The sequence below is a fragment of the Dyadobacter sp. BHUBP1 genome, from assembly GCF_050587785.1.
Taxonomy (GTDB): domain Bacteria; phylum Bacteroidota; class Bacteroidia; order Cytophagales; family Spirosomataceae; genus Dyadobacter.
The window spans coordinates 212,207-238,252 of sequence record NZ_JBOBIH010000001.1; the positions used below are offsets into that span (position 1 = coordinate 212,207).

A 26,046-nucleotide genomic window follows, 5' to 3' on the forward strand; every position below is an offset into this window, starting at 1 on the left:
AGACTCATTGCCCGAATCGTCGACATAAATGCGGCGATCTTGCATTAAACGGCTGTTATTCAATGATATCAAATCAGGAACGATTGGATAAATGCGAGCATACTTCTCCCATGAAGGCGGGAAGTGAAGGATATGTCGGGGGAAAAGAAGGGGGCAGGAAGCGTCCATTCGGCCTGGATAAACTGGTAACGCGTAACCGCCCAGGTGACCCCTGTCGCCACCGATTTGAGCAACTTCGCGAGCAATTGCGAATCAACTGACGCTACTTCCAGTTTTTCGAGCTTCTTACTTTCCTTGCAGCAGGCTGCCTTTTCGAAGAATGTGCCTTTAGCCATTTTCAATGCCGCGCGTTTGGCACAGCAGGAGGAAGCAACTTTGGGCTTGGAGGAGGTTTCTGTGGACTTGCCTACGAGCTGCACCGATTTGCCTCCCATCACAGCGCAATGGCGCTCTGTCAGCACAAACCCGGTACTGCTTAGCAGGACGAGGAAGGCCATCAGGATGGTGATCGATTGGTGCAGTTTGTTTTTCATTTGAATGCTGGCAAAGGCTATTGAATTGGCCCGAAATTCAGATTCCGGGCCAAAAATACTAATTATCAGGCAATTTCTTCGGCTACATATCCAGCCTTTTTAATCAACTCCTGAATTTCTTCCGGCGAATGGCTCGTTTCGACTTTCAGCACACGGTCCGGACTTTCCAGATCGACTGCCCAGGTTTCAACATTTTCATCTCCATTCAGGAACGGTGTAACAGAAGCGACACACCCGCCGCATTTGATATTGGTTTTGAATTGCAAGGTTTCCATGTTTACTAAAATCTCCCGTTTCCCGCGGGATAGGTTATGTGTTAAATTGTTTTACAAATATCGGCAGTGCCGGTTTGGGGTTTGTTACAGAATTGTGGGGAGGTGTTACAGAGTTTTTGGGTTGAGTTGGGAGAGTTCTACAAGCTGTTACCAAATCTGTGGGTTAGCGTATCAATGGTGAAACTTTAAACAAAACACCGTATGAACGCAACCACTCCCGCACCGCATGGTGAAATTCTGCTCTATGAATCAGAGGAAGGACAGCTCGCCATTCAGGTACAACTTCAAAATGAGACGGTCTGGCTTACGCAGATGCAAATGGCCGAGCTGTTTGGAAAGGAGAGATCAGTTATCTCGAAGCATATATTCAATGTTTTTAAAGAGGGAGAACTCGATGAAAAAAGGAATGTGCAAAAAATGCACATTCCTTTTTCTGACAAGCCAACCGCCTTTTATAGCCTGGATACAATCATTTCCGTTGGTTACCGCGTCAAATCGAAGCAGGGAACGCAGTTCCGGATTTGGGCTAACCGGATTTTGAAAGATTACCTGATCAAAGGCTTCGCTACGCAGGAAAAATTAAAGCTGAGTCAGCTGGAAAATCTGAAAAAAACAGTCGCCCTACTCGCGAATGTCATTCACAACAAAGAACTGACGGCTGGTGAAGCGACCGGGCTTATTCAGGTGGTTACGGATTATGCCTATGCACTTGATATACTTGAAAAATACGATCAGCAGGCATTAGGGATTGAACGTGTATCTGAAAAGCAGCTTTACGTAATCACTTATGAGGAGGCTATTTCGGCCATCCATGGCTTGCGTAGCAAATTCGGAGATCATACCTTTTTCGGCAACGAAAAGGATGATTCTTTTAAGAGTTCCATCAGTACAATTTACCAGACATTCGATGGCGTAGAGCTGTATCCAAGTATCGAAGAGAAGGCCGCGAATCTGCTTTATTTTATCATCAAAAACCACTCGTTTACTGATGGTAATAAGAGAATTGCGGCTTTGATTTTTGTGTGGTTCCTGGAACGAAACAGTATCCTTTACAAATCGGATGGTTCAAAACGGCTGGCTGACAACGCTTTGGTAGCGCTTACACTGATGATCGCTGAAAGTAACCCGAAGGAGAAAGATATGATGGTAAAGGTGGTAGTAAGCCTGATCAATCAAAACAATTAGACTCACCACCAGAAAATTTACAGTCGTGCGCCCTTCAACCGCAAGCTATTCATTACCACCGATACAGAGCTCAGGGCCATGGCACCGCCGGCGATCATCGGATCGAGGAGGAAGCCATTGATAGGATAGAGGACACCGGCGGCGATCGGAATACCTATAACATTGTAAATAAATGCCCAGAAGAGGTTTTGTTTGATCGTTACCACCGTCTTGTGGGATAGCCGCAAGGCTTTGGGCAATGCCAGCAGATCCGAGGTGATAAGCGTCATTTTGGCTACGTCCATGGCAATGTCGGAACCTTTACCCATGGCTACGCTCACGTCCGCCTGCGCGAGGGCCTGGGAATCGTTGATGCCGTCACCGACCATTGCAACGGTCTTGCCTTGCGCTTGCAACTTTTTGACAAACTGCATTTTATCATCCGGCTTCACTTCCGCCTGATAGCTGTCGATCCCGACTTGTGCAGCCACAGCTGCGGCTGTCTGCGCATTGTCGCCTGTGAGCATATGCACCTCAATGCCCTGCGCATGTAGTTTTTCAACGGCTTCGCGTGAGGTCGGTTTCAATTGGTCGGCGATGGCGACGAGCCCGGCGTGTTGCCCGTCGATCGCGATTCCGATCACGGTTTTAGCTTGCGCTGTGAGTAGTTCATAGGCAGGTTGAAGCTCGGAGGCAATGCGAACGTGCTCTTTTTCGAGAAATTTGAGCGTGCCGATGATGTATTCGCGACCGCCTGCCGTGCCGCGTATCCCGCTTCCCGTCATGGATTGGAAGTCAGAGACATCGATTTTTGCATCGTTTTCAATGTACTGCACGATAGCTTGCGCGAGCGGGTGCTCAGAACGTGCTTCAAGTGCCTTCACAGCTGCCAGATGTGTCTGTGGATCAACGAGCGAACTTACCCATTGCCAGTCGGTTACCTGAGGACGTCCCTCGGTGAGCGTACCTGTTTTATCGAGGATTACGGCATCTACTTTGTAAGCCTTTTCCAGACTTTCGGCGTCGCGGATCAGGATATTGTTTTCAGCACCTTTACCAACCCCTACCATCATAGCCGTAGGTGTAGCAAGGCCGAGCGCACATGGGCAAGCTATTACCAGCACAGAGACCGCCGTGAGCATCGCTTGCGTAATGGCATTCTCGCCTCCCAACACCATCCACACGATGAAGGTAAGAATGGCAATACCGATTACGACGGGTACGAATACCCCGGCAATGCGGTCGGCGAGGCGCTGAACCGGTGCCTTGCTGCCCTGAGCGGCTTGCACGGTTTTGATGATTTGCGCCAGAACCGTCTGTTTGCCCACTTTTTCGGCAATGAATGTGAAGCTGCCGGTTTGGTTGATTGTTCCTGCAAAGACGCTGTCGCCGGGTTTCTTTTCGGCGGGGATCGGTTCGCCGGTCATGAGGCTCTCGTCGACGAAGGAGCTGCCACTGAAAACTTTACCGTCGACGGGGATTTTTTCCCCGGACCGGATGATGATTTCGTCGCCCAGGATTACCTCACGCGCCGGGATTTCTATTTCGGCGCCATCGCGGTATACTCTGACGGTCTTGGGCTGCAAGCCGATCAGTTTCTTCAACGCATCGGAAGTATTCGACTTGGCGCGCTCTTCCATGAGCTTACCCAGCAAAATGAAGAAGATAATGACCGCCGCGGCTTCGAAATACACGTGCGGGTGCAGGCCGCGTGCGTGCCAGAAAGCAGGAAAGAATGTATTGAATGTGCTGAAAAGAAATGCAACGCCGGTACTGAGTGCAACAAGCGTATCCATATTGGCTTTGCCGTGCTGCGCCTGTTTCCATGCATTCACGAAGAAATCCCGACCAAAAATGAACAGGACCGGGATTGTCAGGGCCAGCATGATGTAGTTGGCGTATTTCCAGTCCATGAGGAACATCCCCAACACTACCACCGGCGCTGTGAGTATGCCGGTATAGATGGCCTTGTTTTTCAGTTTCTGGTAATGCTCCTGCTGAATTTTCTCCTGTTCCGCAATCGCGTCTTCCTCATTTTCTTCGATGATAAGTCCGTAACCGATGCTTTGCAGCACACGGTCCATATCGGGAAGGTCGACGAGGTCGGGATCGTAGGATACCGATACCGACTGATTGGCGTAATTTACCGCCGCATTTGTGATCCCTTTAGTGTGACCCAGCATAGACTCCACGCTCACGGCACATGCCGCACACGACATGCCGGTGACCGGGAGTGTCACTTTTTTTATATCTGTTATCGTTTCCATAATCTTTCAGAATTGGTATACAAAAATAAAACCCAACGCTGCCGGCCGCATTACACAATTCTGGCTATGATTTACAAGATTCATGGAAACAGGCCTCTACGCGAGGCGTGTGCCGTTTGGGACAGGGAAATCGGGGCTTGTGAGAATCACTTCGCCGTCGGGTAGCACGTAGCCGGTTGTAAGGACCTCGGAACGGAAATCGGCGATTTGTTTCGGAGGAAAGTTCACCACGCAAAGCACCTGTTTGCCGATTAGCTGTTCTTTGGTGTACCGTTTCGTAATTTGTGCAGAACTTGGTTTAATACCGATTTCAGGGCCGAGGTCGATATGTAGCTTGTACGCCGGCTTTCTCGCTTTCGGGAAATCGTCGGCCTGAATGATCGTTCCGGCGCGCAGGTCGACCTGCTCAAATTCCTGCCAGGTAATTGTGCTCATGGCTTCTGGTTTGATTTTAATGATACTTATCCGGCAAATTAACATTAAAAAAGCCTTTGGGTACTCTTTCCCAAGCATTGAAGGGATTCATTTAAACTCAAACGATGAAAAAACTGCTGTTATCCGTTATATTATTTTCGGCGGGCCTCAAAGCTTTTGCACAGGACAGAAACATTACTTTTTACGTAGGTACGCAGGATAAGGGAGCGAATTCTTCGATCACCCGCTGCGAGCTGAACCTTGCCTCGGGTCAGATTACGCTCATCGATACCGTCAACAAGTCTGTCGCGCCGGGTTATGTAGCCATTTCACCCAACAAGCGGCACATTTACGCGATCGGGTCAGATAACAAAGTCTCGGCATATGCCATAGCGCCCGACCGAAAGTTAACATTTCTGAATAGCCAGCCCTCGGAAGGAATGGGGCCATGCCACGTGTCGGTGCATCCGGCAGGCAAAATGGCTTTTGTTTCCAACTATGGCGGCGGAAGTTTTTCGGCTTACAACATTAGTGACGATGGGAAATTGAGCGCGCCCGTTTATAAAGAGCAATATACCGGCACTGGCCCGAATGCCAAACGCCAGGAAAAGGCGCACGCACATTTCGCAACATCGACTCCGGATGGTAAATTTGTGTATGTAACCGATTTGGGAAGCGACAAGGTGATGAATTACAGCATCGATCCTAATGCCGGAAAGCTTACGCCTAATGCGGCACAGCCGTTTTTTTCAGGTAAGCCAGGCGCCGGGCCGCGCCATCTCGTCATTCACCCTTCGGGCAAGCGATTGTTCCTGCTCAACGAGCTCGATGCTACTGTAACGGCCTGCTCGATCGATAAAAAAGGGGTGATTAAAGCAATCAAAACTTATCCCACGATCCCCGCGGATTATTCGGGACCTACGAACACAAGCGCTGCCGTGCATCTGCACCCGAACGGAAAGTTTGTCTACGTTTCCAACCGCGGCCATAACTCGATCACTGCATTCAGGATACTGGGCAATGGTGAGCTGGAAATGGTGGACCAGCAAACGAAATCCATCGCTACGCCACGTGATTTCAATATAGACCCGACAGGCAAATACCTGATCGTGGCCAATCAGGGATCGGACAACCTGGTGGTGTATGATGTAAATGCAGCAACGGGCAAATTCACGTTCAAGCACGAAAGCATTGCCGTGAAATTGCCCATTTGCGTAGCATTCCTTTAAGTGATATGGAAATCGGAGCTTAACAAAATGGTCAGAGTTTTCTGGCCATTTTGTTTTGGTAGTAATTCAAAAAGTCTTCCAGCTGCTCAACAGGCATTTTGCGGGCGATGATCTTTTTGTTTTTATCCAGAATATAGATCGTCGGCGTTGTCACGACATCGAATTTCCGGTTGAAGTCGATCTGGTTCAAGGCATCGTAGCCGTTGATGAGCTCTTCCAGGTGATACGTTTTCACGAAGGACTTCCATTCCTCGATATTATGTTCCGTCGAAATGGTCATTACCTTGATACCATTGGCCTTGTTTTTGTCGTAGAACGCTTTCAGCACTGGGGACGCTTCCTTGCAATGCCCGCAGGTAGGAGCGAAGAAGAATAGCACGGTGTAATTGGCGTCAATGCTCTGGACACTAACTTTTTTGCCGTTAGGATCGGTGAGGGTCAGGGCCGGGAAAGTTTTATTTACCAGCAAGTCCTTCATCGTTGCTACTTTTTCGGCAATGCGTTTTTTTACATCTTCCGAAACGCCCATTTCGCCGGAGAGGTAATATTTATTGGCCATATATACCCAAACTGCCTCCGTACCTACGGTTTTGGGATTTTCGTACTGGTTGGTAATGTAAAATACTGTCCAGGCTTTCAGGTCCTTGTTAGGCGAAACCTTCTTCACCATCAGGTCGGCATCTTTGATAATCGAATCGGGCACCTGGACTACCAGATTTTTAAAGTACCGCTCTATTTTAGGCTCGAAGAAGGGGGTATTCACAATCCGCGGGTCGGAAAAATCGAATGCATCCCAGTAGTGCGCCTTGTAGTAGTTGAAAACCCACATCGAGTCGGTTTTACCGTTGGCTAATTTCGGAGCCGTGGGGATTTCGGGGTCGGCCGACATTCTGAGCAGCTGCGATGTGAAAGTTCCGGCGTTTTCGGACAGCAGTTTCTTACGATAGGTGCCAAATCCCTCCTGGATTGCCTTGATACGCGCCTGTGCCTCTGGTGTCGTTTGCTTGCTGAGCGCTTCGATCTCCTTGCTGCCTTTGGCTAATTCTTTTCGATAGTTGTAAAAAAGCTCGTTTTCTTTGGAGCCGGTTATTTTGATGGAGGTATTCACATCGGCAGAGTCGGCTTCGAGCGCGATATTGTTTTCCTTACCGGAATAGATTAGTTCGATCATTTTTTGGTTCCCGGGGAAAAGGATCACGTAAAGGCCACCGGGTAGCGCTGTTTTTCCTTCGAACACGATTTTTCCATTGGCATCCGCCTTGGCCGTGTCTTTGGGTACGAATTGTGTGGCATTCCGATTATAATGCCCGATCACAAACGACGAGTCACGGAATCCCTTAATGGTAGCCTCGATGCGGTAGCCCTGGGAGTAAGCGGAGGAAAAAAGGCCGAAAACGGCCAGCAGCAGCAGAAGGTAAGTGCGGGTATAATCTCTCATCAGGCTATGAAAAGTTTGCTTTAAAGCTGTTTATTGGATTATTTCAAAGTTTGAAGTCTGTAAAATTAACTTCAAAACGCTAACATCAGCAGGGTTCTTATTCAAATGTTTTATTTTCTCTCTAAAGCGATCGACTTTCTCATAATGCCGCTCAGCATTGTGTTTTTTATACTTATCTATTCATTTTTGACCAAAAGCAACCGGCGCCGGAAGCTGGCGTTGGGTTTTGGGATTGCGGCTCTCGGGCTGGCATCCAACTCGTACCTGGTGACGAAGGCTATCAATGCGTGGGAGCCCAAATTCGTCAATCTGGCCGAGGTGAGGAAGACTTATGACGTCGGGATTCTGCTGTCCGGCGGGCTGATCACGATGAGCACACCAAGGCAGGACCACCCGGCAATGGGTAACCATGGTGACCGGCTCCTGCAAACCTACCTGCTCTACAAGCACGGCAAGATCAGAAAGATATTGATTACGGGAACGAGCGGCGAAATGCTGATGACCCGGAGGCTGGGCGAGACACGCCAGGCGGCGTCGCTGCTTGTAAGCTGGGGAGTGCCGGCAAAAGATATCCTGTTCGAGGAAAAAGCGCGCAACACGCGTGAGAATGCCATGTACTCGGGGCGAATCCTGAATAAAATGTTTCCTTCCGGAAAATACCTGCTGATTACCTCCGCATTTCACATGCGCCGGTCGGCCGGGTGTTTCGAAAAAATGGGGATCAAAACTGACCCCTTCCCGGCCGACTTTCGTGGGGGATATAACCGGTTCTTCATCCATAAACTGGTGCCGGACCCCGAGGCTTTTGCCTACTTTTGCATGCTATGGCATGAATTCGTAGGGTATGTAGCCTACAAAGCAGTGGGTTACTGCTAGATCTTACCTGTGTTATACACTCAGGATCTTCACCATTCTCAACAAATCCTCGTTGATCGGCTTGGGAAGTCTGATAGTATCTTCGAAAGGCGTATAAACCAGCTCATTGTTGATGATACCAGCCATTACATTCTTTTGTCCTGCGATGAGGCCTTCCAATGCACCCAATCCTAGGCGGCTTGCCAGGATACGGTCGTAAGCAGACGGTGTTCCTCCGCGCTGGGTATGGCCCAGTGTGGTTACACGGATGTCCGCGTTCTCATCCACCTGCACCTTAATTTTATCGGCTACTTCCTGCGCGCTGCCTTCTTCATCGCCTTCCGCCACGATAATGATGGATGATGATTTCGAACGGCTCCATCCCTGTTTCAGAGTTTCCACAACCTGCGAGATCGGGGTCAGGACTTCGGGAACCATCACAAGTTCCGCACCACCTGCAATGCCCGACTGGATAGCGATATAACCCGAGTCACGGCCCATTACTTCGATGAAGAAGATACGGTCGTGTGAGCTGGCAGTATCACGGATACGGTCGATCGCGTCCAACGCAGTGTTCACGGCGGTATCGAAACCAATGGTATAGTCGGTTCCGTACAAATCGTTGTCGATCGTTCCGGGAGCGCCTACGGTAGGGATACCGTACTCGTTGCCAAAGATCATCGCGCCGGTGAACGTACCGTTACCGCCAATGGCGATCAGTCCTTCGATTCCGAGTGCCTGCAAGTTGTCGTATGCCTTCTTGCGGCCTTCGGGAGTCATAAATTCCTTGCTTCTTGCTGATTTAAGGATGGTACCTCCTCTTTGAACTATATTGCTGACCGAATGAGACTCCATCTTGTAGACATCTCCTGCGATCATTCCGCTATATCCTCTTCTGATTCCAAATACTTCAATACCATGGTAGCATGCTCCGCGTACTACCGCCCGGATGCAGGCGTTCATACCAGGGGCATCTCCTCCTGAGGTAAAAACTCCAATTCGTTTCATTTAATAATTTCGGGTTACTTCTAATCTTTCTATGTACAGCTCCGTATTGAACCTTAAAGGCACAATTTCCGCAAATTTATCCGGTATTTTCTTAAAATATATGCCTTGATTCTTAATTATGTTAAAAAAATGCCGGAACAAGATTCGTTTTTAGCATCTCAAACATATACCAATACTCCTATATTTGCGCCGGTTAATGGAAATTTAATATCCCTTAACCGACGTTCGTTGCTACTATTACTGTTTGAAAAGTCATATTTAAGGCGGGCCGTGTGCGGTACCGCTTTCATCCGAAATCAACCCGTAGCTTAATATTACCAAAATGAAAAATCTGTTCTCGTGGCAACGTCTCTGGCCACACCTGGTAGCTGTCATCGGTTTTATGATCTTGTCCGTCGCTTACGTTTCACCGGTGCTGCAAGGCAAGAAACTCAGCGCAACCGACGAGATCCAGGCGCTGGGCGGTGCGCGGGAGGTAATGGATTACTATAAGCAAACCCGTGAACGGTCGTGGTGGACCAACGGCATGTTCGCCGGGATGCCGGCCTACCTTGTCTCGGCCGACTATCCTACCAGCATTCCCACCAAAATCGGGCAGGCTGTGAACAAACTGCTCCCGGCACCGGCCAACTATTTCCTGATCGGCATGGTGAGCGCTTATGTGCTGTTCCTGGTACTCGGGGCGGGCGGCTGGCTCGCGGCAATAGGCGCGGTGGCATTCTCATTCTCCTGTTTTAACGTCATTAACCTGGAAGCAGGGCACATTTCGCAGGTGATCGCGATCATGTATGCGCCGGGCGTGCTTGCCGGTGTGATACTGGCATTTCGCCGTAATTGGCTGGCAGGAGCGGCGCTTACCGCATTTTTCCTTTCGCTGGAACTGTATGCCAACCACGTGCAGATTACCTACTATCTCGGGATTGGTATCATAATCCTGGTAATCATGGAAAGTATCACCCTGATTAAAAAAGGCCTTGCAAAAGACCTGGTGATGATCCTGGGAGGGCTTGCCCTGGCGGCGGTTGTTGCCGTTGGCACGCACACGACAAGGCTTTGGAACGCTTATGACTATACCAAAGAAACGATCCGCGGAAAATCGGAGCTTACGACAACGGGCAAGGATGCTGCTGCCAAAAAGGGTAACGGGCTGGATAAAGAATATGCATTCACATACAGCTATGGCGTGGGGGAATTGCTTACCCTGGTGATTCCGAACGCATATGGCGGTGCTTCCTACGGCCCTTTGTCGAATACATCCGAAACTTACAAAACGCTTACAGGTCGCGGTGTTGACGCTGCTACTGCTCAGAATATAGTTCAGCAACTACCACTCTACTGGGGTGATCAGCCGATTATGGGTGGCCCCAACTACATTGGCGCTATTGTATTCTTCCTGTTTGTGCTTGGGTTGTTTATTGTTAAAAGCCCATTGAAATACTGGGCTGCGGGGGTAATTGTGCTTTACGTGATCTGGGCGCTTGGAAAGAGTTTGGCTGGTATCAATTACCTGTTTTTCGATTACTTCCCAATGTTCAACAAGTTCCGGGCGATGACGATGGTGATCTCCCTGGCACAACTTCTGATGGTGCTCGTAGGCGTTTTAGCATTGGTGACCATAGCTCAAAAAAAGGTTACTGTAAAAGAATTACAGAAGCCTTTCCTGATATCAACAGCCATTACCGGAGGGCTGATGCTGATTATGGCATTATTGCCGGGGTTGTTTTTCAGCTTCAAAGGACTTAACGATGCGCAGTTCTCACAGCAGTTTGCACAAATGGCACAAGATCAGGCATTTGGTCAACAGATCATGAATGCTGTCATCCAGGACCGCGAGGGCCTGATGAAGGGCGATGCGATCCGTGGATTGATATTCATAGCATTGGCCGCAGGGCTGGTATGGTTCTATGCCCAGGATAAGCTCAAATCGACAGTATTTTACGGCGTGCTGCTTGTGCTGGTTATTTTTGATTTATTCGGAGTGGATAAGAGGTACCTCAACAACGATGACTTTGTAAGCGCTTACGTGGCTCAGAGTGTTACTACCCCGTCGCCGGCCGACGAGCAAATCCTCCGCGATACCGATCCGGACTATCGGGTGTATGACGTGGCTTCTCAGGGAGGGCCGTTCAACAGCGCACAGGCATCTTATTTTCATAAATCGCTGGGCGGGTATCATGCTGCCAAAATGCGCCGCTACCAGGAGCTTTTTGAAAATCAGTTCTTTACCGAAAAGCCCAATATGGAAGTGCTGAATATGCTGAATGCCAAGTATTTCATCACGCCGGACCAGCAAGGTAACAAAGTTGCGCAGCCCAACCCGCAGGCCTACGGCCACGCGTGGTTTGTGAAGTCCTTTAAAGTTGTGCCGAATGCGGATGCCGAAATGGCCGCGTTGCGCACGGTGAACCTGCGTACGGAAGCCGTGATCGACCAGCGTTTTGCATCCAAACTGGAAGGCCTTAAAGCAGGTGCCGACTCGACGGCTAAAATCAGCCTGGTATCCTACAAACCGAACGAACTGGTGTATGAAACCAACTCAAACGCGGAAGGATTGGCAGTGTTTTCGGAGATTTATTACAATGTCCGCAACGAATGGAAAGTGACGATCGACGACAAACCTGCGGATATGTTGCGGGCCAATTACGTGTTGCGTGCGCTGCGTGTACCTGCGGGCAAACACACGATCAAGTTCCGTTTCGAGCCAGTATCAGTGGCCGTGGGTAGTAAAATCGACCTTGTGAGCTCGCTATTGCTTATAGGGTTGATCGCGGGTGCCCTCTTTGTTGAATCGAAAAGAAAGAAGAGCGTATGACCGATCGCCGCTATCCTATTGGCCCTGTTGCGTTGAAAGAGGCTTATTCCGGCGACGAAGTCCGCGAATTCATACGCATTATTGCCGAAATTCCGGAAGAATACCGAAAGCGGGTCGGGAACCTCTCGGATGAGGATTTGTTGAAAACATATCGGGAGGGAAGTTGGAATATCCGGCAGCTTGTTCACCACGTGGCCGACTTGCAGTTTGTGCATTACCTGCGGATGAAAAAGGCGATCACCGAACCGGATTATAATGAGGTAACACTCATCGATATGAACGCCTGGGCCTTTACACCCGATTCCCTGAATGTGCCCATCGAGGCCTCTTTGGCCATTTTGGAAGGAACGCATGCCCGTTACGCCTACCTTGCGGGAACGTTAAACGACGAACAATTCGCGCGTCGTTATTTGCACCCCGTCCGCGGGTTCTGGCTCGATCAGAGGCAGGCACTGGCGATGTCGGTATGGCATGTGAAACATCACCTGGCGCATATTGATCTGGCGTTGGGTAATATCGAATAAAATGTCTCAGGTAACGGGTAAATATCTCATTATCATTGGCCTGTTGGTGATACTGGTGGGTGTTGTCGTGTATTTTCTCAGCGACAAACTGCATTGGCTTGGCCGGTTGCCGGGCGACATTCGTGTGGAAAAGGAAAATTTTCGGTTCTACTTCCCGATTACCACCATGTTACTCCTCAGCGGTTTGCTGAACCTGCTGATCTGGCTTTTCCGGAAATTCATGAATTAGTGTGACTGATTCTCTATCAGCTTAATAACCAGGGTTATAAATTCGTCTGAAAGGGCGGATGCGTTTGGGAGAGAACAAAATATCATTCATCTTTAAGCCACTTGAATGATTGGTTCCCTAACACACTATTTCATGGAATTTTTCGAACAGCTCACCCGCTTTCTGGCGCAATGCCAGACCGAAAACCTTAAAACCTCTCACTTCGCTGGCAAGCTGGAAGGGCTCAAAATCAAGATCAGTTTTGGAAAAGGTAATCCTGCGCGGGTGCCGTGGATCGCATTTCTGGCGCCCGGGCAGCACATCAGCAATGGCATTTATCCATTTTATCTTTTTTACAAAAACCAACAGCTACTGGTACTGGCCTTTGGCGTAAGCGAAACACTTTCTCCCGAAATACCGTGGCAGCAATCCGGCGCGGAAACGATCAATAGTTATTTTAAAAGGCATGGGCTGGGCAAGCCGGCAAGATATGGCGGCTCGTTCGTATTCCGGGTTTATGAAGTTGCGGATCTGGATAAACAGCAAGTTGAGGCGGATTTGCGCGAGATGTTGGGTATTTATAAGGCTACCCTTTCGGGCAGCATAACCGGGCCCCCGCAGTTTGACTATCAGGCATTTCATCAAATGGCGTTGGAATGCGGCCTGCAAATCGATCCGGAGCTCGTACTTCGGTTTACAGCGGCACTCATAGCAAAGCCATTTGTAATCCTGACGGGCCTTTCAGGTGCCGGAAAGACGCGGTTGGCGCATGCATTTGCACAATGGATTTGTGAAACGGAAGATCAGATCTGTCTGGTGCCGGTAGGAGCCGATTGGACCAACCGTGAGCCACTCCTGGGCTTTCCGAATGCGCTCGAACCTGGACAATACGTAAAGCCCGAAAGTGGCGTCGTAGATCTGCTGATATCCGCCGAAATCAATGCGGATAAACCGTATTTTCTGATCCTCGATGAAATGAACCTGAGCCATGTCGAACGGTATTTTGCCGATTTTCTGAGCGGAATGGAGTCGGGTGAGCCCATCCGGCTGCATAATGAAACTGCCGGTGGGGTGCCGCCGCGCGTCCGGGTAACGCCCAATTTGTTTATCGTTGGAACGGTGAATATTGATGAAACGACTTACATGTTCAGTCCCAAGGTACTCGACCGGGCCAGTGTGATCGAGTTCAGTATCCTGAAAGAGGAAATGCAGAAATTTCTGAAATCCGGGCCAATCCCTGCCGCCGGCAGCCTCGCGGGAAATGGGGCAGATGGGGCGGAGGCATTCGTGGCTATGGCGCGCAACAGTGTGCCGGAAAGCCCGGTTCGGGCGCAGCTCTCCGATGAATTGCTGGCATTGTTTGAAATACTAAAGCCGGCGGGAGCAGAATTCGGCTACCGGAGTGCTGCCGAAATCCTGCGGTTCGCGGGGGTGATCCACCAACTTGGGGCCAAATGGCCGGTGCAGAAAGTGATGGACGCGGCTTTGATGCAAAAGCTTTTACCTAAAATCTACGGCTCCCGCAGGAAGCTGGAACCCGTGTTGAAAGCGTTAGGCAAGCGTTGTTTGGCTGATCCGGACCTGCTGGACGACTACCTGGCGGGTAAGAAAGATTTATTGGGTCCGGAAGAGGTGTATTACCCGGCGGCATTGGAGAAAATCAGGCGCATTTACAGAAACCTGATCGATCATGGCTTTGCCAGTTTTGCGGAAGCCTGATGGAGGGGAATGAGCTCCTGATAAGCGCCGAAACGACCGACGGGGTTGTTTCGGTGCACATTATCGCCGAAGAACGCAATGAACCGACCATTTTTGAACTGGACGAATGGGAGGCATTTGAGCATGGCGAGGCACGTATCCAATTGCTGGAAGGTTGTTTTTATGAATATGAGGTGCTGGGTGATTTTGTGCTTCGGTCGTCACCAGCCGTGGTACCTTCCCGCATCAATCTGGCAATGGGACGGCTTACACCGCATGTTTATGTAGGTACGCTGACGATCGAAGTGCTGCGGCTTTCGGATAACGCCTGTTGCGGAGAAATAAAAGTAGAAATCCGCTCTAAAAAAGCCAGCTATCGAACCGACTATCGCCTGATGCTGGAAGGAATCACCGAGCACTGCACCGATTTGTTGTTCTACTACAACGCGCCCGTTACTCATCCCTTCACACCCGACTACCAGACCGATCCGCAGACGCTCTACCAGCGGTTTGCATTCGTGAATGCCGTGCTCATGAGCCGGAGGTTTGAAATAGCATTTCAGAAAATAGTGCGGAATCCGATCATGAAATGGCAGGGGCAAGAAGCAGAAAAGGATATCCGAAACGCTGGGCGCGCTGATCGGAGTACTCTAAATCAGCTGAGAAAAAGAGGCAATCGCATTGTGCTTTCGGATCACCATATCCTTAAAAAACGAATGGTTTCGATACCCTCCCGGATAACGGTCGGTTCGAAAACCGACTCCTTGGATACGCCCGAAAACCGCTTCGTAAAGCACGCGTTGGAGGTTTTTGCGGGCTTTGTGAACCATATTAAGCGGATTGCGCCGGAGCGTAGCCGCTTCTGGCACGAGGCTACCGTATTGGAAAACCATTTGAATCAGATGCTTTCGGCCCCGTTGTTTAAAGAGATAGGAAAGCCGGTCCGACTTGTATTGAATGGTCCTGGCCTGGTCCGGAAAGAAGGGTATAAACAAATCCTGCGGGTGTGGCTGATGTTCGATCTGGCTGCGCGACTGGTTTGGCGCGGTGGCGACGATGTGTATCATGCAGGGAAAAAGGATGTTGCCGTGCTGTACGAGTACTGGCTGTTTTTCGAACTGCTTGATATTGTAAAAAGTGTATTTGCCATAGAACCGGCGCATATAGGTAATCTGGTGAAGCCAACGAAAAATGGATTGGGGTTGCAACTCAAACAAGGTCATCATTTGCCGGTCAGTGGTGTTTTCGATGCTGGTTCCCGGAAGCTCAATGTGGAATTCAGTTTCAACAGGTCTTTTTCCGGGCACAACGATTATCCGCAGGCCGGCAGCTGGACCACAGGAATGCGGCCGGATTTTACATTATCGATCTGGCCTGCCGGTGTTACGCAGGCCCAGGCCGAAACCGAGGAACTAATCGTGCACATTCATTTTGATGCCAAATACAAGGTAGAATCGGTGGCGGGCGTATTTGGAGAAGATGAGGTACGGCTCGCTTCGGGTGAGCCTCAACCTGATCACACGCGGGACGATCTGTTAAAAATGCATAGCTATAAGGACGCCATACGCCGGACTGCGGGCGCATATGTGCTCTACCCGGGCGCAGATGGGAAGGTTTACAAGAGAAAAGGGTTCCATGAACTGATTCCGGGCCTGGGCGCATTCGCGATACGGCCCTCTAAAACCGATAGTGGCCGCGAGGAACTGAAACGCTTTCTGCTCGACGTCATAGCGCACTTTCAGAACCGGGCTTCGCAACGTGAAAAAGTTGCGTTCCGTAGTTTTGATATTTACAACAATCAGGCATCGGCGGATATGAGAGAGCTGCTGCCGGAAGCGTTTGGTAAAAACCGTGATCTGATTCCCGACGAAACTTTTGTGTTGGTCGGATATTACAAAAACGGCGAGCATCTCAACTGGATCCGAACGCACAATCTGTACAATTTCCGCACCGGCGCCAAAAGCGGGTCGCTGTCACTGGGCGTAGCCGAAGTGAATGCGCGGTATCTGCTGCTGCACGGACCGGGCCAGCCGCTGTCGGGTATGCTCTTCAAGTTGCATAACAGGGCGCCGAGGTTGTTTTCTAAACAAGATTTGATACAAAAGGGATATCCGGGACCCTCCCGGGAATTGTATCTGGTGTATGCCACAGATCCGGAAGTTGAGCCGGAGTTTGCGGGGATGCGTTGGGATGTGACACGGCTTCCCGGCTACCGCGCCAACCGGGCATCCGGCCTGCCGTTCTCCGTCAGCCTGACAGAACTCATGAAAGTGCTGGTAAAATGATAGCCGTTTTTTTCGGTAGTATTTGCGGTGCCGGTCTTTTCTTAAACATATCCGAAAAGTTTATAAGTCTCAATCCTGGCATATTCAATGAAGATTCTAATACTTGCTGCTGTATTTCTCCTGATTTCCCTCAACGTTTTCTCCCAGGCCAAGCTGAGCATTGTCTTTATCGGCAATAGCATTACTCAAGGTAAGGGCGGGGACAACGGTTTTCCTCCACCTACACACGCCGTCAACTATTTGAAAGCACAAAAGGGCATCGACGACGTCTTGTACGCGAACGTCGGGCGCAGCGGTTCCACTACGGTAGACTGGCTCCCGGAGACAGGCAAGTATTTCACGCTAGCCACTACCGCTGCCGATAGTTTGTATCTCAAAAAAGACCATCAGCTATTGTTCTCGATGAAGCTCGGGACTAATGACAGTGCGATACAAGGTCCAAATGGCTCGCCGGTTTCAAAGGAAAGCTATAAAAAGAATATGCAGACAATCGTTTCAGAGCTGCTGAAACGGTATCCGGGAAGCAAAGTCATCATTCATCACCCGATCTGGTACAGCACCAATACCTATAATCGGTCAAAATATCTGGCGGAGGGGTTGGAGCGGCTTCAAACGTATGTTCCGGAGCTCGATGCGTTGATCAGCGAATACAAAACCACCGAACCCGGACGCGTTTTCAAAGGGGATACCAAAGCATTTAAATACTTCAAAAAGCATTACCTCAAACTCTTCAAGCCCGAAAACGGACAGCAGGGCGTGTTTTACCTGCATCCCAACGTAGATGGTGTCGCTGTACTGGGCGAGTTTTGGGGGAAAGCGATTAAAAAGAAGGTGCTTTAAGCACCGGCGGAATCCTTCCTGACAGGCTTCAAGCCCCTCATTGCTTTTAACCCGATAGCAGGGCTTTGCACCGGAATGGACAGGAGCTTTTCTTCGGTTTCGGGTTCGACGTATTCACGGTAGCCGGTCAGGTAGCGTTGTATGATGAAATCTTCTTCCCGTTCGAACTGGACTGAGGACTGGTCGATAAGCGATGAAATGTTGTACAACTTTTTATGCCAGAGCAGGGCATTGAGGTTACCGTCGAAATGGTAATGGTTCTCAAAGCCACGGTCAAATTTGAAAACGATCGGTTTGCCCGCGTTAGCAAGCAGGCTCTCGGGCGTACCCGTCAATGTGATCGGGATGTAGGTCTTTTTATCGTAAATAAATCCTCCGTGGGTGTTTTTGATATATTCCCGCATCTGTCGTGGTGCGTCGCCTACGAGGAGGACATCCACGAGCAGGATATGTTCCGTGGCATAAAACTGGCCGGGGTTCTGTATGAGCGGGAGCTGGGAAATTCGGATCATCTGACAATTATATCCTTGATATGGGCGTAAAATTAGCGAACATTCCCATTGTCACAATCATCCCCGATAAGAGCGTGGGGCAGGTATAACAATTTTTACACGATCACTTGTTGCAGTAAATCCGGCGAAATATATTGAGCGGAAATAATTGTCACCATGGTAAAAACATACAGGTTTATCGCCCTCCTCGGCGATGGTCGCGAGCGATACAGCGACAAAGAATTGAATGCAGAGTGGCCCACTGAGCCGATTGTGATTGATGCGTTCGGGTTTTCGGACGTTTACCGGTATTCAGGAGTGGTTTTTCTGAACGAAGAATGGTTCGGGAAATACAGCAAAAACTGGCGGAACGATACTACCGAGATCGATAAGCTGCTGGTGAATTTGGTTAAATATTCAGCGAAGGAAGCGCACTCCGAGAACCTGACTAAGATTAAAAGCTACCTGGCTTCCCCGCCCGAGACGGTCGAGGAAGCCGTAGCGCTTTGGAGAACCTTTTACGATCCTTCATTGAAAACTATTTAATGATTAACCATTTTCAGGGCGCCTTCACTGTACCTTGCTCCGGTGTCGGGGTAGCGGGCAATGAGGGCGTCGATGGTTTTCAGGTCTTCGGCTGAAAGGCTTACCTCGAGTGCGCCGGCATTCTCTTCGAGGTATTTGCGTTTTTTGGTACCGGGGATGGGGATAATGTCGTCGCCTTGCGCGAGCACCCATGCGAGCGCGAGTTGCGCAGGCGTGCATTGCTTGTCCGCAGCGATTTCGGCAAAGCCGCTTACAAGTTTGGCATTATTATCGGCTACATCTCCCTGGTACCGTGGCAAGGTGCGGCGGAAGTCGCTTTCTGCAAGTGTTTCTGTATTCAGTGTATTGGTGACGAGCCCTCTGGCCAATGGTGAATAAGGGACCAGCGAAATGCCCAACTCGCGGATTGTATCGAGGATCGTTCCTTCCACATCGCGGGTAATGACCGAATATTCGCTTTGCAATGCGGCGATCGGATGCACGGCATGGGCTTTGCGAATGGATGCCGCGGAAGCTTCACTCAGACCCAGGTAACGGACTTTGCCTTCCTTCACCAGCTCGGCCATGGCACCAACCATTTCTTCCACAGGCACATTCGGATCAACTCGGTGGGCGTAATAAAGGTCGATGGTGTCAATTTTCAGCCTTTTCAGGCTGTTTTCCACGGCGACCTTCATCCAGGCGGGTGAACCGTCGAAGTAGGCGCCGGCGGAGTTGCGGGGTGTGCCAGTCTTGTCGCCGTAGCGGAACCCGAATTTGGTGGCTATGAAAATCTTGTCGCGGTTCGGTACCAACACTTGTGATATCAGTTTCTCGTTTTCACCGTCGGCGTACATGTCGGCGGTGTCCCAAAAATTGATGCCGAGGTCGAGGGCGCGGTGCAGCGTGGCAATGCTCTCGGTGTCGTCGGTGGGGCCATAAGCGAAGCTCATGCCCATGCAGCCTAATCCGATGGCTGATAATTTTTCTTCTGTTTTTCCAAGGCTTCTGTATTGCATTTGTTTGTTGGCTGTCGGCTTATGGCCGGGTGGATAATGCAGTATTCAGGATAATCCTGATGGTACAAAGCTACTCTTGAGCGGCGGGTGTCGCTTTATAGTTTTCAAACAGATCTTTATAAAAATCACACAGCCTTTGCGCGTACGTTTCCAGGGGTGAGGCCGGTCTGTTTTTTAAAGAAAATGTTGAAATAGGCAGGGTATTCGAAGCCCAGGCTGTAAGCGATTTCCGACACGTTCCAGTTGGTATGGTTGAGCAGCGCCTGGGCTTCCTTGGTAATGCGTGCCGAAATGTGCTCCGTGGTGGTCTTTCCGGTAATTTCCTTAACCGAGCGGTTCAAATGGTTGGCATGTATCGAGAGGCTTTGGGCATAATCATTGGCGGTTTTCAGGCGCAATGCATTCTCGGGGGTGTCGATCGGGAATTGACGTTCGAGCAGCTCCATAAATAATGAAGTGATCCTGGCCGAAGCATTGATTTGTCGCTCAAATGTCTCGGCCGGCTGCATTTTCATGGCTTCATGGATGATCAGGTGCAGGTAGTTACGCAGCATGCCGTATTTATGCTGGTAATCCGATTCGATTTCTGCCATCATCTTTTTGAAGATCAGGGAAAGCTCTTTTTGCTGCAGTTCATTCACAAAATACACCGGATTCGCTCCGATTTTGAATAGCGGTGAATCCTGTAAAAAGTCTTTGCGCTCAGTGGGATGGACGAACGTTTCGGTAAATAAGGTAAACCAGCCCAGCTGCGATTCCGAGATCGCTTCCCACGAGTAAGGCACCATCGGGTTCGAAAAAAGCAATGCGGGACGGTCTATCTCGATCCATTTGTCGGCATAATGCAGGCGGCCCGTGCCTATAATGAACGAAACTTTATAAAAGTCGCGGCGGCTGTACGGCGTCTTTTTATAGCACGAATTCCTCTCAAATACATTGAAATGTCCGATGCCGGCATTGTTCAGCGACAAGTCCGTTGGATTGGCTTGTGGTACGCGACGGTAGAATTCCTGGATTGATTCAGTATGGCTCATAGTGTAATATTATAAAATTCAAATAACAGATGCGACGGTGAAAGTTTCCAGGGAGCTCGAATTAATCGCTTTTTAATTTCGAAGCGGCCGGCTTTTGACGGATATATTGGACTATTCAAAATATGTTAGAATGGATCACAGAGGTAGTCCGGGTGGATTTTAATTTTGAATGACTGAATGGCTGAATGACTGAATATTATACTCCCTCATTCAGTCATTCAATCATCCAATCATTCACTCATTCAACATTAGCTATGTCCCACCGCAAACCAACCAGTGAACTAACCCCAAAGGCCTTCGCGGCCGTGCGGGAACTTGAAAAGTACGTGGCTTCCACAAGTCTCGACAAAGTGCATTACAAACTGATCAAAATCCGCGCCTCGCAGATTAATGGGTGCGGGTTTTGCCTGGACATGCATGCACGTCAGGCCCGCGAAATGGGCGTGAGCGAGCAGCGTATCTATATGTTAAGCGCCTGGCGAGAGGCGAATATTTACACGGAAGAAGAAAAGGCAATTCTGGCACTCACCGAACAAGTGACGCTCATCAGCCAGGGTGTGAGCGACGAGGTCTATGGGCGGGCAGTAGCCCTGCTCGGGGAAGAATATACCAAAGCTGTGGTAATGGGTGTGGTGGCGATCAGCGCCTGGAATCGTATCATGATCACCGACCAGGTGGCGGTTAATCCTCAGGAGAGTTATGTTTAACAGTCGCCCTATCCAGATGAGCAGCCAGTCGGAAAAAGCCGATTTGCTCAAAAAGCTGCATCATAGTGGGAGAATGCTCGTGCTGCCTAATATTTGGGACGCTGCCGGCGCAGTATTGCTCGAAAAACTGGGCTATCCGGCAGTGGCTACGGCTAGTGCCGCCATTGCGCGTGCCCATGGCTACGAGGATGGCGAGCGGATCCCGTTTGATTTCCTGCTGGGCATTGTAGCTCAAATCGTAAAAACGGTAAACGTGCCGGTTACGGTAGATATCGAAGCGGGTTATGCAGCCGACAACGAAATGCTGAGGTCGAATATTCGTCGCCTCATCGCCGCTGGTGTCGCGGGTATCAATATCGAGGATTCCGATGTGCGTACGCATGAACTGCTGCCGGTGGGGGAGCAAGTGGAGAAGCTGAAAGTGATCGGGCGGTTAGCAGAAAGGGAAAATACGAGGCTGTTTATCAATGCCCGTACGGATATTTTTCTCGTGAATCCCGAATTGTCGGAAGACCAAAAGCTGGCACTGGCGATCGAGCGCGGGCGGGCGTACGTGGAAGCGGGTGCTGACGGCATTTACCCGATCTTCGCGACGGGGGAAGAGACGCTCAAGACGTTGGTGAATGCATTGAAGGTACCTATCAATGTAATTGCCAAAAGTGATGCGCCTGATTTGGATGTGCTTCAAACACTCGGTGTAGCACGTGTGAGCTTCGGTCCGAACTTGCATCGGGCGACGCTGTTGTCGATGGAGGCGTTGATGAAAGAGGTAAAGGAAAGTCTCAGCCATAAACCGGTTACGGACTTGCTCATGTGACGCGATGATGGCTTTTTACGTATAGTATGGAAATCTCCCGGAGGCCGCAACCGGGAGATTTTCTATTTTTAGATCAAAATTAGGATTTACTTTGTACCTGTATCCAACGAACTTAATCCCTTATCACGCTCAGCACTATGCAGGAGGACATTCTTTTTCAGATCAGCAACAAATTAAAGGAAATCAGGAAAAGTAAGGGAGTTACCCTTCAGGAGATTGCCGACGAAGCGGGCGTGACGAAAAGCCTTGTGTCCCAGATTGAAAACAGCCGGACGATTCCATCGCTACCGGTGATGCTGGGGTTGATCAAGGCATTGGATATTGACCTGAACGTGTTTTTCAAGGATATCATTTCCACTGCGCCGGGCGAAAATGTGCTGGTCCGACGGAAGGAGGAGTACCAACCTTTTACTAAAGAAAACGCAAAAGGGTACTTCTATCAGCGCATTTTCAGCAAGCAATTCAAGGATAATCATATCGACGTGGTGCTGCTGCGCCTCGAAAAGGACGCGAAGCGGCCGATGGTGCGTACCAATGCATTCGAATTTAAGTATGTGCTTTCAGGCGCGGTGGAATATACCGTTGGGAAAAATAAATACATCCTGAATCAGGGCGATTCCATGTTTTTTGATGCGAACGAACTGCACAACCTCAAATGCAGTGACTGTGACGAGGCGGTACTGCTCGTTATTTACTTCTTCAACGAGGCTCAATAGCCTTTTCAGGATATTCTTCTTGTTAAATATTAATTAACATTTACTTAACTTTTAATCGGGGTTAGTTCACTAGCTTTGCGGTGTTCGAGGTTTTGTTATGCCTAATTTTAAATATTAGTTAACTTTTGCTTGTTCGTTAAAGGGATTTGCGGTATTTTTCAGCTGTAAACCAATGTTGCTTTGGGGTCGGTGGAATATGAAAGTTAAATTCTGCTAAACATTTTGGCTTGAATAGCCTTCCCGCCAAAAGGCAGACATGGCTTATGACAAAGTTTAGTATTAGTTCACCAATTATACCAAGTAAGATGTCGATAGAACTGGTAGTTTTCGATATGGCAGGTACGACTGTCAAGGATAAAAATTTTGTAGGGATTGCATTTCAGCAGGCGATGCGATCGCAGGGATATGAGATCGCGATCGAGCATGTGAACCCGCTGATGGGTTACGAGAAGCCGCTGGCAATTAAAATGATGCTCGAAGTGCGCGAATCTGACAAGTCGAAGATTACGGCGGAACTGGTGGATACGATTCATACCCATTTTGTGAATGGGATGATCGCGTTCTATCAAACGACCACCGAAATTGCACCGCTGCCGCATGTGGAAGAGACTTTTGCCGCGCTCCGCGGGCGAGGTGTTAAAATTGCACTGAATACCGGTTTCTCCCGCGACATTGCGGATGTGATCGTGAGCCGGCTAGGTTGGAAAGATAAAATCGATTGCCTCGTAGCCAGCGATGAAGTGCCTTACGGGCGCCCTTACCCTGACATGATCCGTAAAATCATGGCTGAATTGGGAGTTACATCGGCCGAGTGTGTTGCCAAAGTAGGTGATACCGAAGTAGATATCAACGAAGGGATTAATGCAGGCTGCAAGTATGTGATCGGAGTTACGACCGGCGCATTTACCCGCGAGGAACTGCTGCCTTACAAGCCTACACATATCATTGACGATATCGCCGAAGTGCCGGGCATCATCTCGGCCAGTCACGAAATGGCTGTCTAAGATTCATTCACTCACATTCATATCAGATTTAAAAGCATGAGCAAATCTGCGATTGTCATCGGCGCGGGGATAGTAGGGTTGGCGACGGCAAGGGCTTTGGCCACAAGGGGTTACCAGGTAACAGTTATCGAGCGTTCTTCGCAGGCCGTGGGGGCATCCATCCGCAATTTTGGGATGGTATGGCCGATCGGCCAGCCGGAAGGTACATTATATGAGAGGGCCTTGCACGCTAAAAGCATCTGGAAAGAGGTGCTGGAAGGCGCGAAATGCTGGTCACAAGAAGCGGGAAGCCTGCATATGGCCTACCAACAGGATGAGCTGGAAGTGATCCAGCAGTTTGTGGAGGTTAGCCCTTATCGTCCTGTGAGTTTCCTGAATGCAGAACAAACGCTCGCGAAATCGCCGGCTGTGAATCCGGACGGATTGCTGGGGTCGTTGTATTCGGCGGATGAAATGATCGTCGACCCGCGTGAAGCCATTGCGGCAATTCCCGGTTACCTTACTGCCGCATTAGGTGTTACATTTATCTGGAATACAGCGATTTCGAAGGTGACCTATCCTGCTGTGTTTTCGGGTTCGAAAAGCTGGTCTGCGGACGAGATCTTCGTTTGCAGCGGCCAGGATTTTGAAACACTTTACCCCGAGCAGTTTTCGGCAGCACCGCTGACCAAATGCAAGTTGCAGATGATGCGCCTTGAAGCGCAGCCTGACGACTGGCGCATCGGTCCTGCGCTATGCGGAGGATTGTCTTTCATTCACTATCATGGGTTTAAAGCGGCGGCGTCACTGCCCGGCCTGAAGGCCCGGTATGAAAGTGAGTATGCCGAATACCTCAAATGGGGTATTCATGTCATGGCGTCGCAAAACGGTCTGGGTGAGATCACGGTAGGTGATTCGCATGAATATGCGCTCACTTTCGATCCTTTCGACCGGGAGTTTATCAATACTATGATCCTCGACTACCTGGGTACATTCGCGCAGTTCAAATCGCCGAAAGTGTTCCAGAGCTGGCACGGGATCTATCCTAAGATGACGAATGGTGCCACGGAGATTGTTTTAAAGCCGGAAAGCGGCGTGACGATCATCAATGGCCTCGGTGGAAACGGCATGACCCTTTCGTTTGGACTTTGCGATGAAGTTGTTGGTGGAACTTACCAATCCTAAATTCCGATATATGCTTGCAAAAATTTCCTGTGCGCTGGCGGCCTCATTGCTGCTAACTGCATTTCATCCCCGGTTCGAAGAAGCTTCGTCGGGACAGGCCGGGCCTGACGAAAAGCCGACGAGTATTGAACACGTCATTGTGATTGGTGTCGATGGATTGAGTCCCAATGGTATCAAAAAGGCGGAAACGCCGAATATCGACCGGATGGTGGCCAACGGTGCGGTGAAATGGAACGTGCGGACGGTGCTTACCTCTGCAAGCAGCCAGAACTGGGCGTCGATGATCATGGGCGCAGGCCCGGAGCAGCACGGGATTATCAATAATGACTGGGAGTTGGACAAACATACGCTCCCGCCCATCGTGCAGGAGGCCGACGGCCGCTTCCCGACGATTTTCAGCATTTTGCACAAAGCAAAGCCCAATGCTGAAATTGGTGCAGTATACCATTGGGGTGGTTTCGGGAGATTATTCCAGAAGAATGCGGTGAATTACGACAAGCACTTCTCAACCGAAGATTCTACTGCAACCGATTTTATTCAGTATATCAAAAACAAAAAGCCGGTATTGGGTTTCGTGCATTTCGATCACGTAGACCACGCCGGCCATCACGACGGCCATAGTTCAGTGCCGTATTATCGGTCCGTTACGAAGGCAGATTCATTGATCGGTAAAATTCTGGCGGGCATTAAGGATGCCGGCATTGCCGAAAAGACGCTGGTAATCCTCTGGGCCGACCACGGCGGAATAGGCAAAGGTCATGGCGGTGCCACACCACAGGAGGCGGAGATAGCGGGGGCGTTTTATGGGGCCGGTGTAAAGAAAGGCTATTCCATCCAACAGCAAGTTTATACTTACGATCTTGCTTCGACGATCGCATTTGTACTAGGCGTAGAGCAGCCTTACGCGTGGATCGGTCGTCCGGTGAAGCCGGGTTTTAATGGGTTTGATGAACCTAAAAACCTCTGGCTCGGCGAAAAACCGTAAATTGGCTCAAAGCATAAAACCCTGAACCCTGCGC

At 49.8% G+C, this 26,046-nt stretch carries 25 protein-coding genes; 16 read left to right on the forward strand and 9 right to left on the reverse strand.

All coding sequences use genetic code 11. The features are described 5' to 3' along the window. Positions 1-68: 68 nt before the first annotated feature. Positions 69-533 carry a hypothetical protein gene (locus ACQ4MZ_RS00805; RefSeq protein WP_430841990.1) on the reverse strand — a complete coding sequence of 155 codons (465 nt, stop codon included), beginning with the start codon at positions 531-533 and terminating at the stop codon, positions 69-71. Positions 534-598: 65 nt separating this feature from the next. Continuing rightward, complete coding sequence (locus ACQ4MZ_RS00810; protein WP_430841992.1) at positions 599-808, reverse strand: heavy-metal-associated domain-containing protein; 210 nt, start codon at positions 806-808, stop codon at positions 599-601. A 201-nt stretch (positions 809-1,009) separates the two neighbouring features. Between ACQ4MZ_RS00810 and rhuM the strand changes: the two genes are divergently transcribed. Continuing rightward, a complete protein-coding gene (gene rhuM, locus ACQ4MZ_RS00815; protein WP_430841994.1) occupies positions 1,010-1,993 on the forward strand; it encodes a RhuM family protein in 984 nt (327 codons plus the stop codon). A 17-nt stretch (positions 1,994-2,010) separates the two neighbouring features. Here the strand turns inward: rhuM and ACQ4MZ_RS00820 are convergent, their stop codons facing one another. Beyond that, positions 2,011-4,239, reverse strand: coding sequence for a heavy metal translocating P-type ATPase (locus ACQ4MZ_RS00820; protein WP_430841996.1), 2,229 nt, complete (start codon positions 4,237-4,239; stop codon positions 2,011-2,013). A gap of 96 nt (positions 4,240-4,335) precedes the next feature. Beyond that, positions 4,336-4,674: a tRNA-binding protein gene (locus tag ACQ4MZ_RS00825; protein ID WP_430841998.1), complete on the reverse strand. Its 339-nt coding sequence runs from the start codon at positions 4,672-4,674 to the stop codon at positions 4,336-4,338. Positions 4,675-4,778: 104 nt separating this feature from the next. On the opposite strand from ACQ4MZ_RS00825, the gene ACQ4MZ_RS00830 reads away from it, so the two are divergent. Next, entirely contained in the window at positions 4,779-5,882 is a 1,104-nt protein-coding gene (locus ACQ4MZ_RS00830; protein WP_430842000.1) for a lactonase family protein, read from the forward strand. Positions 5,883-5,913: 31 nt separating this feature from the next. Here ACQ4MZ_RS00830 and ACQ4MZ_RS00835 read toward each other — a convergent pair whose 3' ends face one another. Next, positions 5,914-7,320, reverse strand: a complete 1,407-nt coding sequence (locus tag ACQ4MZ_RS00835; RefSeq protein WP_430842002.1) for a thioredoxin-like domain-containing protein — start codon at positions 7,318-7,320, stop codon at positions 5,914-5,916. 186 nt (positions 7,321-7,506) lie between these two features. Here ACQ4MZ_RS00835 and ACQ4MZ_RS00840 point away from each other — a divergent pair, with 186 nt between their 5' ends. Further along, positions 7,507-8,196, forward strand: a complete 690-nt coding sequence (locus ACQ4MZ_RS00840) for a YdcF family protein (protein ID WP_430842004.1) — start codon at positions 7,507-7,509, stop codon at positions 8,194-8,196. A 12-nt stretch (positions 8,197-8,208) separates the two neighbouring features. Here the strand turns inward: ACQ4MZ_RS00840 and pfkA are convergent, their stop codons facing one another. Beyond that, positions 8,209-9,183 carry a 6-phosphofructokinase gene (gene pfkA, locus ACQ4MZ_RS00845; protein ID WP_106597640.1) on the reverse strand — a complete coding sequence of 325 codons (975 nt, stop codon included), beginning with the start codon at positions 9,181-9,183 and terminating at the stop codon, positions 8,209-8,211. Positions 9,184-9,505: 322 nt separating this feature from the next. Between pfkA and ACQ4MZ_RS00850 the strand changes: the two genes are divergently transcribed. The 6 genes from ACQ4MZ_RS00850 (at position 9,506) to ACQ4MZ_RS00875 (ending at position 17,550) form a co-directional block, all read left to right on the forward strand. Beyond that, a complete protein-coding gene (locus ACQ4MZ_RS00850) occupies positions 9,506-11,995 on the forward strand; it encodes a hypothetical protein (RefSeq protein WP_430842006.1) in 2,490 nt (829 codons plus the stop codon). Then, a complete protein-coding gene (locus ACQ4MZ_RS00855; RefSeq protein ID WP_430842008.1) occupies positions 11,992-12,519 on the forward strand; it encodes a YfiT family bacillithiol transferase in 528 nt (175 codons plus the stop codon). Before ACQ4MZ_RS00850 ends, ACQ4MZ_RS00855 begins: the two co-directional genes overlap by 4 nt. 1 nt (position 12,520) lies before the next feature. Then, positions 12,521-12,748, forward strand: coding sequence for a DUF2905 domain-containing protein (locus tag ACQ4MZ_RS00860; RefSeq protein ID WP_430842010.1), 228 nt, complete (start codon positions 12,521-12,523; stop codon positions 12,746-12,748). Between the two features lie 132 nt (positions 12,749-12,880). After that, positions 12,881-14,446, forward strand: coding sequence for an MrcB family domain-containing protein (locus ACQ4MZ_RS00865; RefSeq protein WP_430842012.1), 1,566 nt, complete (start codon positions 12,881-12,883; stop codon positions 14,444-14,446). After that, complete coding sequence (locus ACQ4MZ_RS00870; RefSeq protein ID WP_430842014.1) at positions 14,446-16,710, forward strand: DUF2357 domain-containing protein; 2,265 nt, start codon at positions 14,446-14,448, stop codon at positions 16,708-16,710. The genes ACQ4MZ_RS00865 and ACQ4MZ_RS00870 overlap by 1 nt, the downstream gene beginning before the upstream one ends. An 87-nt stretch (positions 16,711-16,797) precedes the next feature. Then, entirely contained in the window at positions 16,798-17,550 is a 753-nt protein-coding gene (locus ACQ4MZ_RS00875; protein WP_430842016.1) for a GDSL-type esterase/lipase family protein, read from the forward strand. Here the strand turns inward: ACQ4MZ_RS00875 and ACQ4MZ_RS00880 are convergent. Further along, on the reverse strand, positions 17,547-18,062 hold the full coding sequence (locus ACQ4MZ_RS00880) for a hypothetical protein (protein WP_430842018.1): 516 nt from the start codon (positions 18,060-18,062) through the stop codon (positions 17,547-17,549). The two genes, ACQ4MZ_RS00875 and ACQ4MZ_RS00880, sit on opposite strands and share 4 nt — an antisense overlap. Before the next feature lie 156 nt (positions 18,063-18,218). On the opposite strand from ACQ4MZ_RS00880, the gene ACQ4MZ_RS00885 reads away from it, so the two are divergent. Further along, positions 18,219-18,587: a hypothetical protein gene (locus tag ACQ4MZ_RS00885; protein WP_309989783.1), complete on the forward strand. Its 369-nt coding sequence runs from the start codon at positions 18,219-18,221 to the stop codon at positions 18,585-18,587. Here the strand turns inward: ACQ4MZ_RS00885 and ACQ4MZ_RS00890 are convergent. Both ACQ4MZ_RS00890 and ACQ4MZ_RS00895 read right to left on the reverse strand, forming a co-directional pair. Continuing rightward, positions 18,584-19,585 carry an aldo/keto reductase gene (locus ACQ4MZ_RS00890; RefSeq protein ID WP_430842020.1) on the reverse strand — a complete coding sequence of 334 codons (1,002 nt, stop codon included), beginning with the start codon at positions 19,583-19,585 and terminating at the stop codon, positions 18,584-18,586. The genes ACQ4MZ_RS00885 and ACQ4MZ_RS00890 overlap by 4 nt on opposite strands. A 125-nt stretch (positions 19,586-19,710) precedes the next feature. Then, the gene (locus ACQ4MZ_RS00895) at positions 19,711-20,619 is read right to left on the reverse strand and encodes a helix-turn-helix domain-containing protein (protein ID WP_430842022.1); all 909 of its coding nucleotides are present in this window, start codon (positions 20,617-20,619) and stop codon (positions 19,711-19,713) included. Positions 20,620-20,873: 254 nt separating this feature from the next. Between ACQ4MZ_RS00895 and ACQ4MZ_RS00900 the strand changes: the two genes are divergently transcribed. The 6 genes from ACQ4MZ_RS00900 to ACQ4MZ_RS00925 all read left to right on the forward strand — a co-directional run bounded on the left by ACQ4MZ_RS00900 (position 20,874) and on the right by ACQ4MZ_RS00925 (position 26,012). Next, the gene (locus ACQ4MZ_RS00900) at positions 20,874-21,326 is read left to right on the forward strand and encodes a carboxymuconolactone decarboxylase family protein (RefSeq protein ID WP_430842024.1); all 453 of its coding nucleotides are present in this window, start codon (positions 20,874-20,876) and stop codon (positions 21,324-21,326) included. Further along, on the forward strand, positions 21,319-22,143 hold the full coding sequence (locus ACQ4MZ_RS00905) for an isocitrate lyase/PEP mutase family protein (protein WP_430842026.1): 825 nt from the start codon (positions 21,319-21,321) through the stop codon (positions 22,141-22,143). Before ACQ4MZ_RS00900 ends, ACQ4MZ_RS00905 begins: the two co-directional genes overlap by 8 nt. A 137-nt stretch (positions 22,144-22,280) precedes the next feature. Next, the gene (locus tag ACQ4MZ_RS00910; protein ID WP_430842028.1) at positions 22,281-22,859 is read left to right on the forward strand and encodes a helix-turn-helix domain-containing protein; all 579 of its coding nucleotides are present in this window, start codon (positions 22,281-22,283) and stop codon (positions 22,857-22,859) included. Between the two features lie 305 nt (positions 22,860-23,164). Continuing rightward, positions 23,165-23,863 (forward strand): HAD-IA family hydrolase, encoded by a 699-nt coding sequence (locus tag ACQ4MZ_RS00915; RefSeq protein ID WP_430842030.1) that lies wholly within the window; start codon positions 23,165-23,167, stop codon positions 23,861-23,863. A gap of 21 nt (positions 23,864-23,884) precedes the next feature. Next, entirely contained in the window at positions 23,885-25,027 is a 1,143-nt protein-coding gene (locus ACQ4MZ_RS00920) for a TIGR03364 family FAD-dependent oxidoreductase (protein ID WP_430843793.1), read from the forward strand. A gap of 10 nt (positions 25,028-25,037) precedes the next feature. After that, the gene (locus tag ACQ4MZ_RS00925) at positions 25,038-26,012 is read left to right on the forward strand and encodes an alkaline phosphatase family protein (RefSeq protein WP_430842032.1); all 975 of its coding nucleotides are present in this window, start codon (positions 25,038-25,040) and stop codon (positions 26,010-26,012) included. The last annotated feature ends 34 nt before the right edge of the window (positions 26,013-26,046 follow it).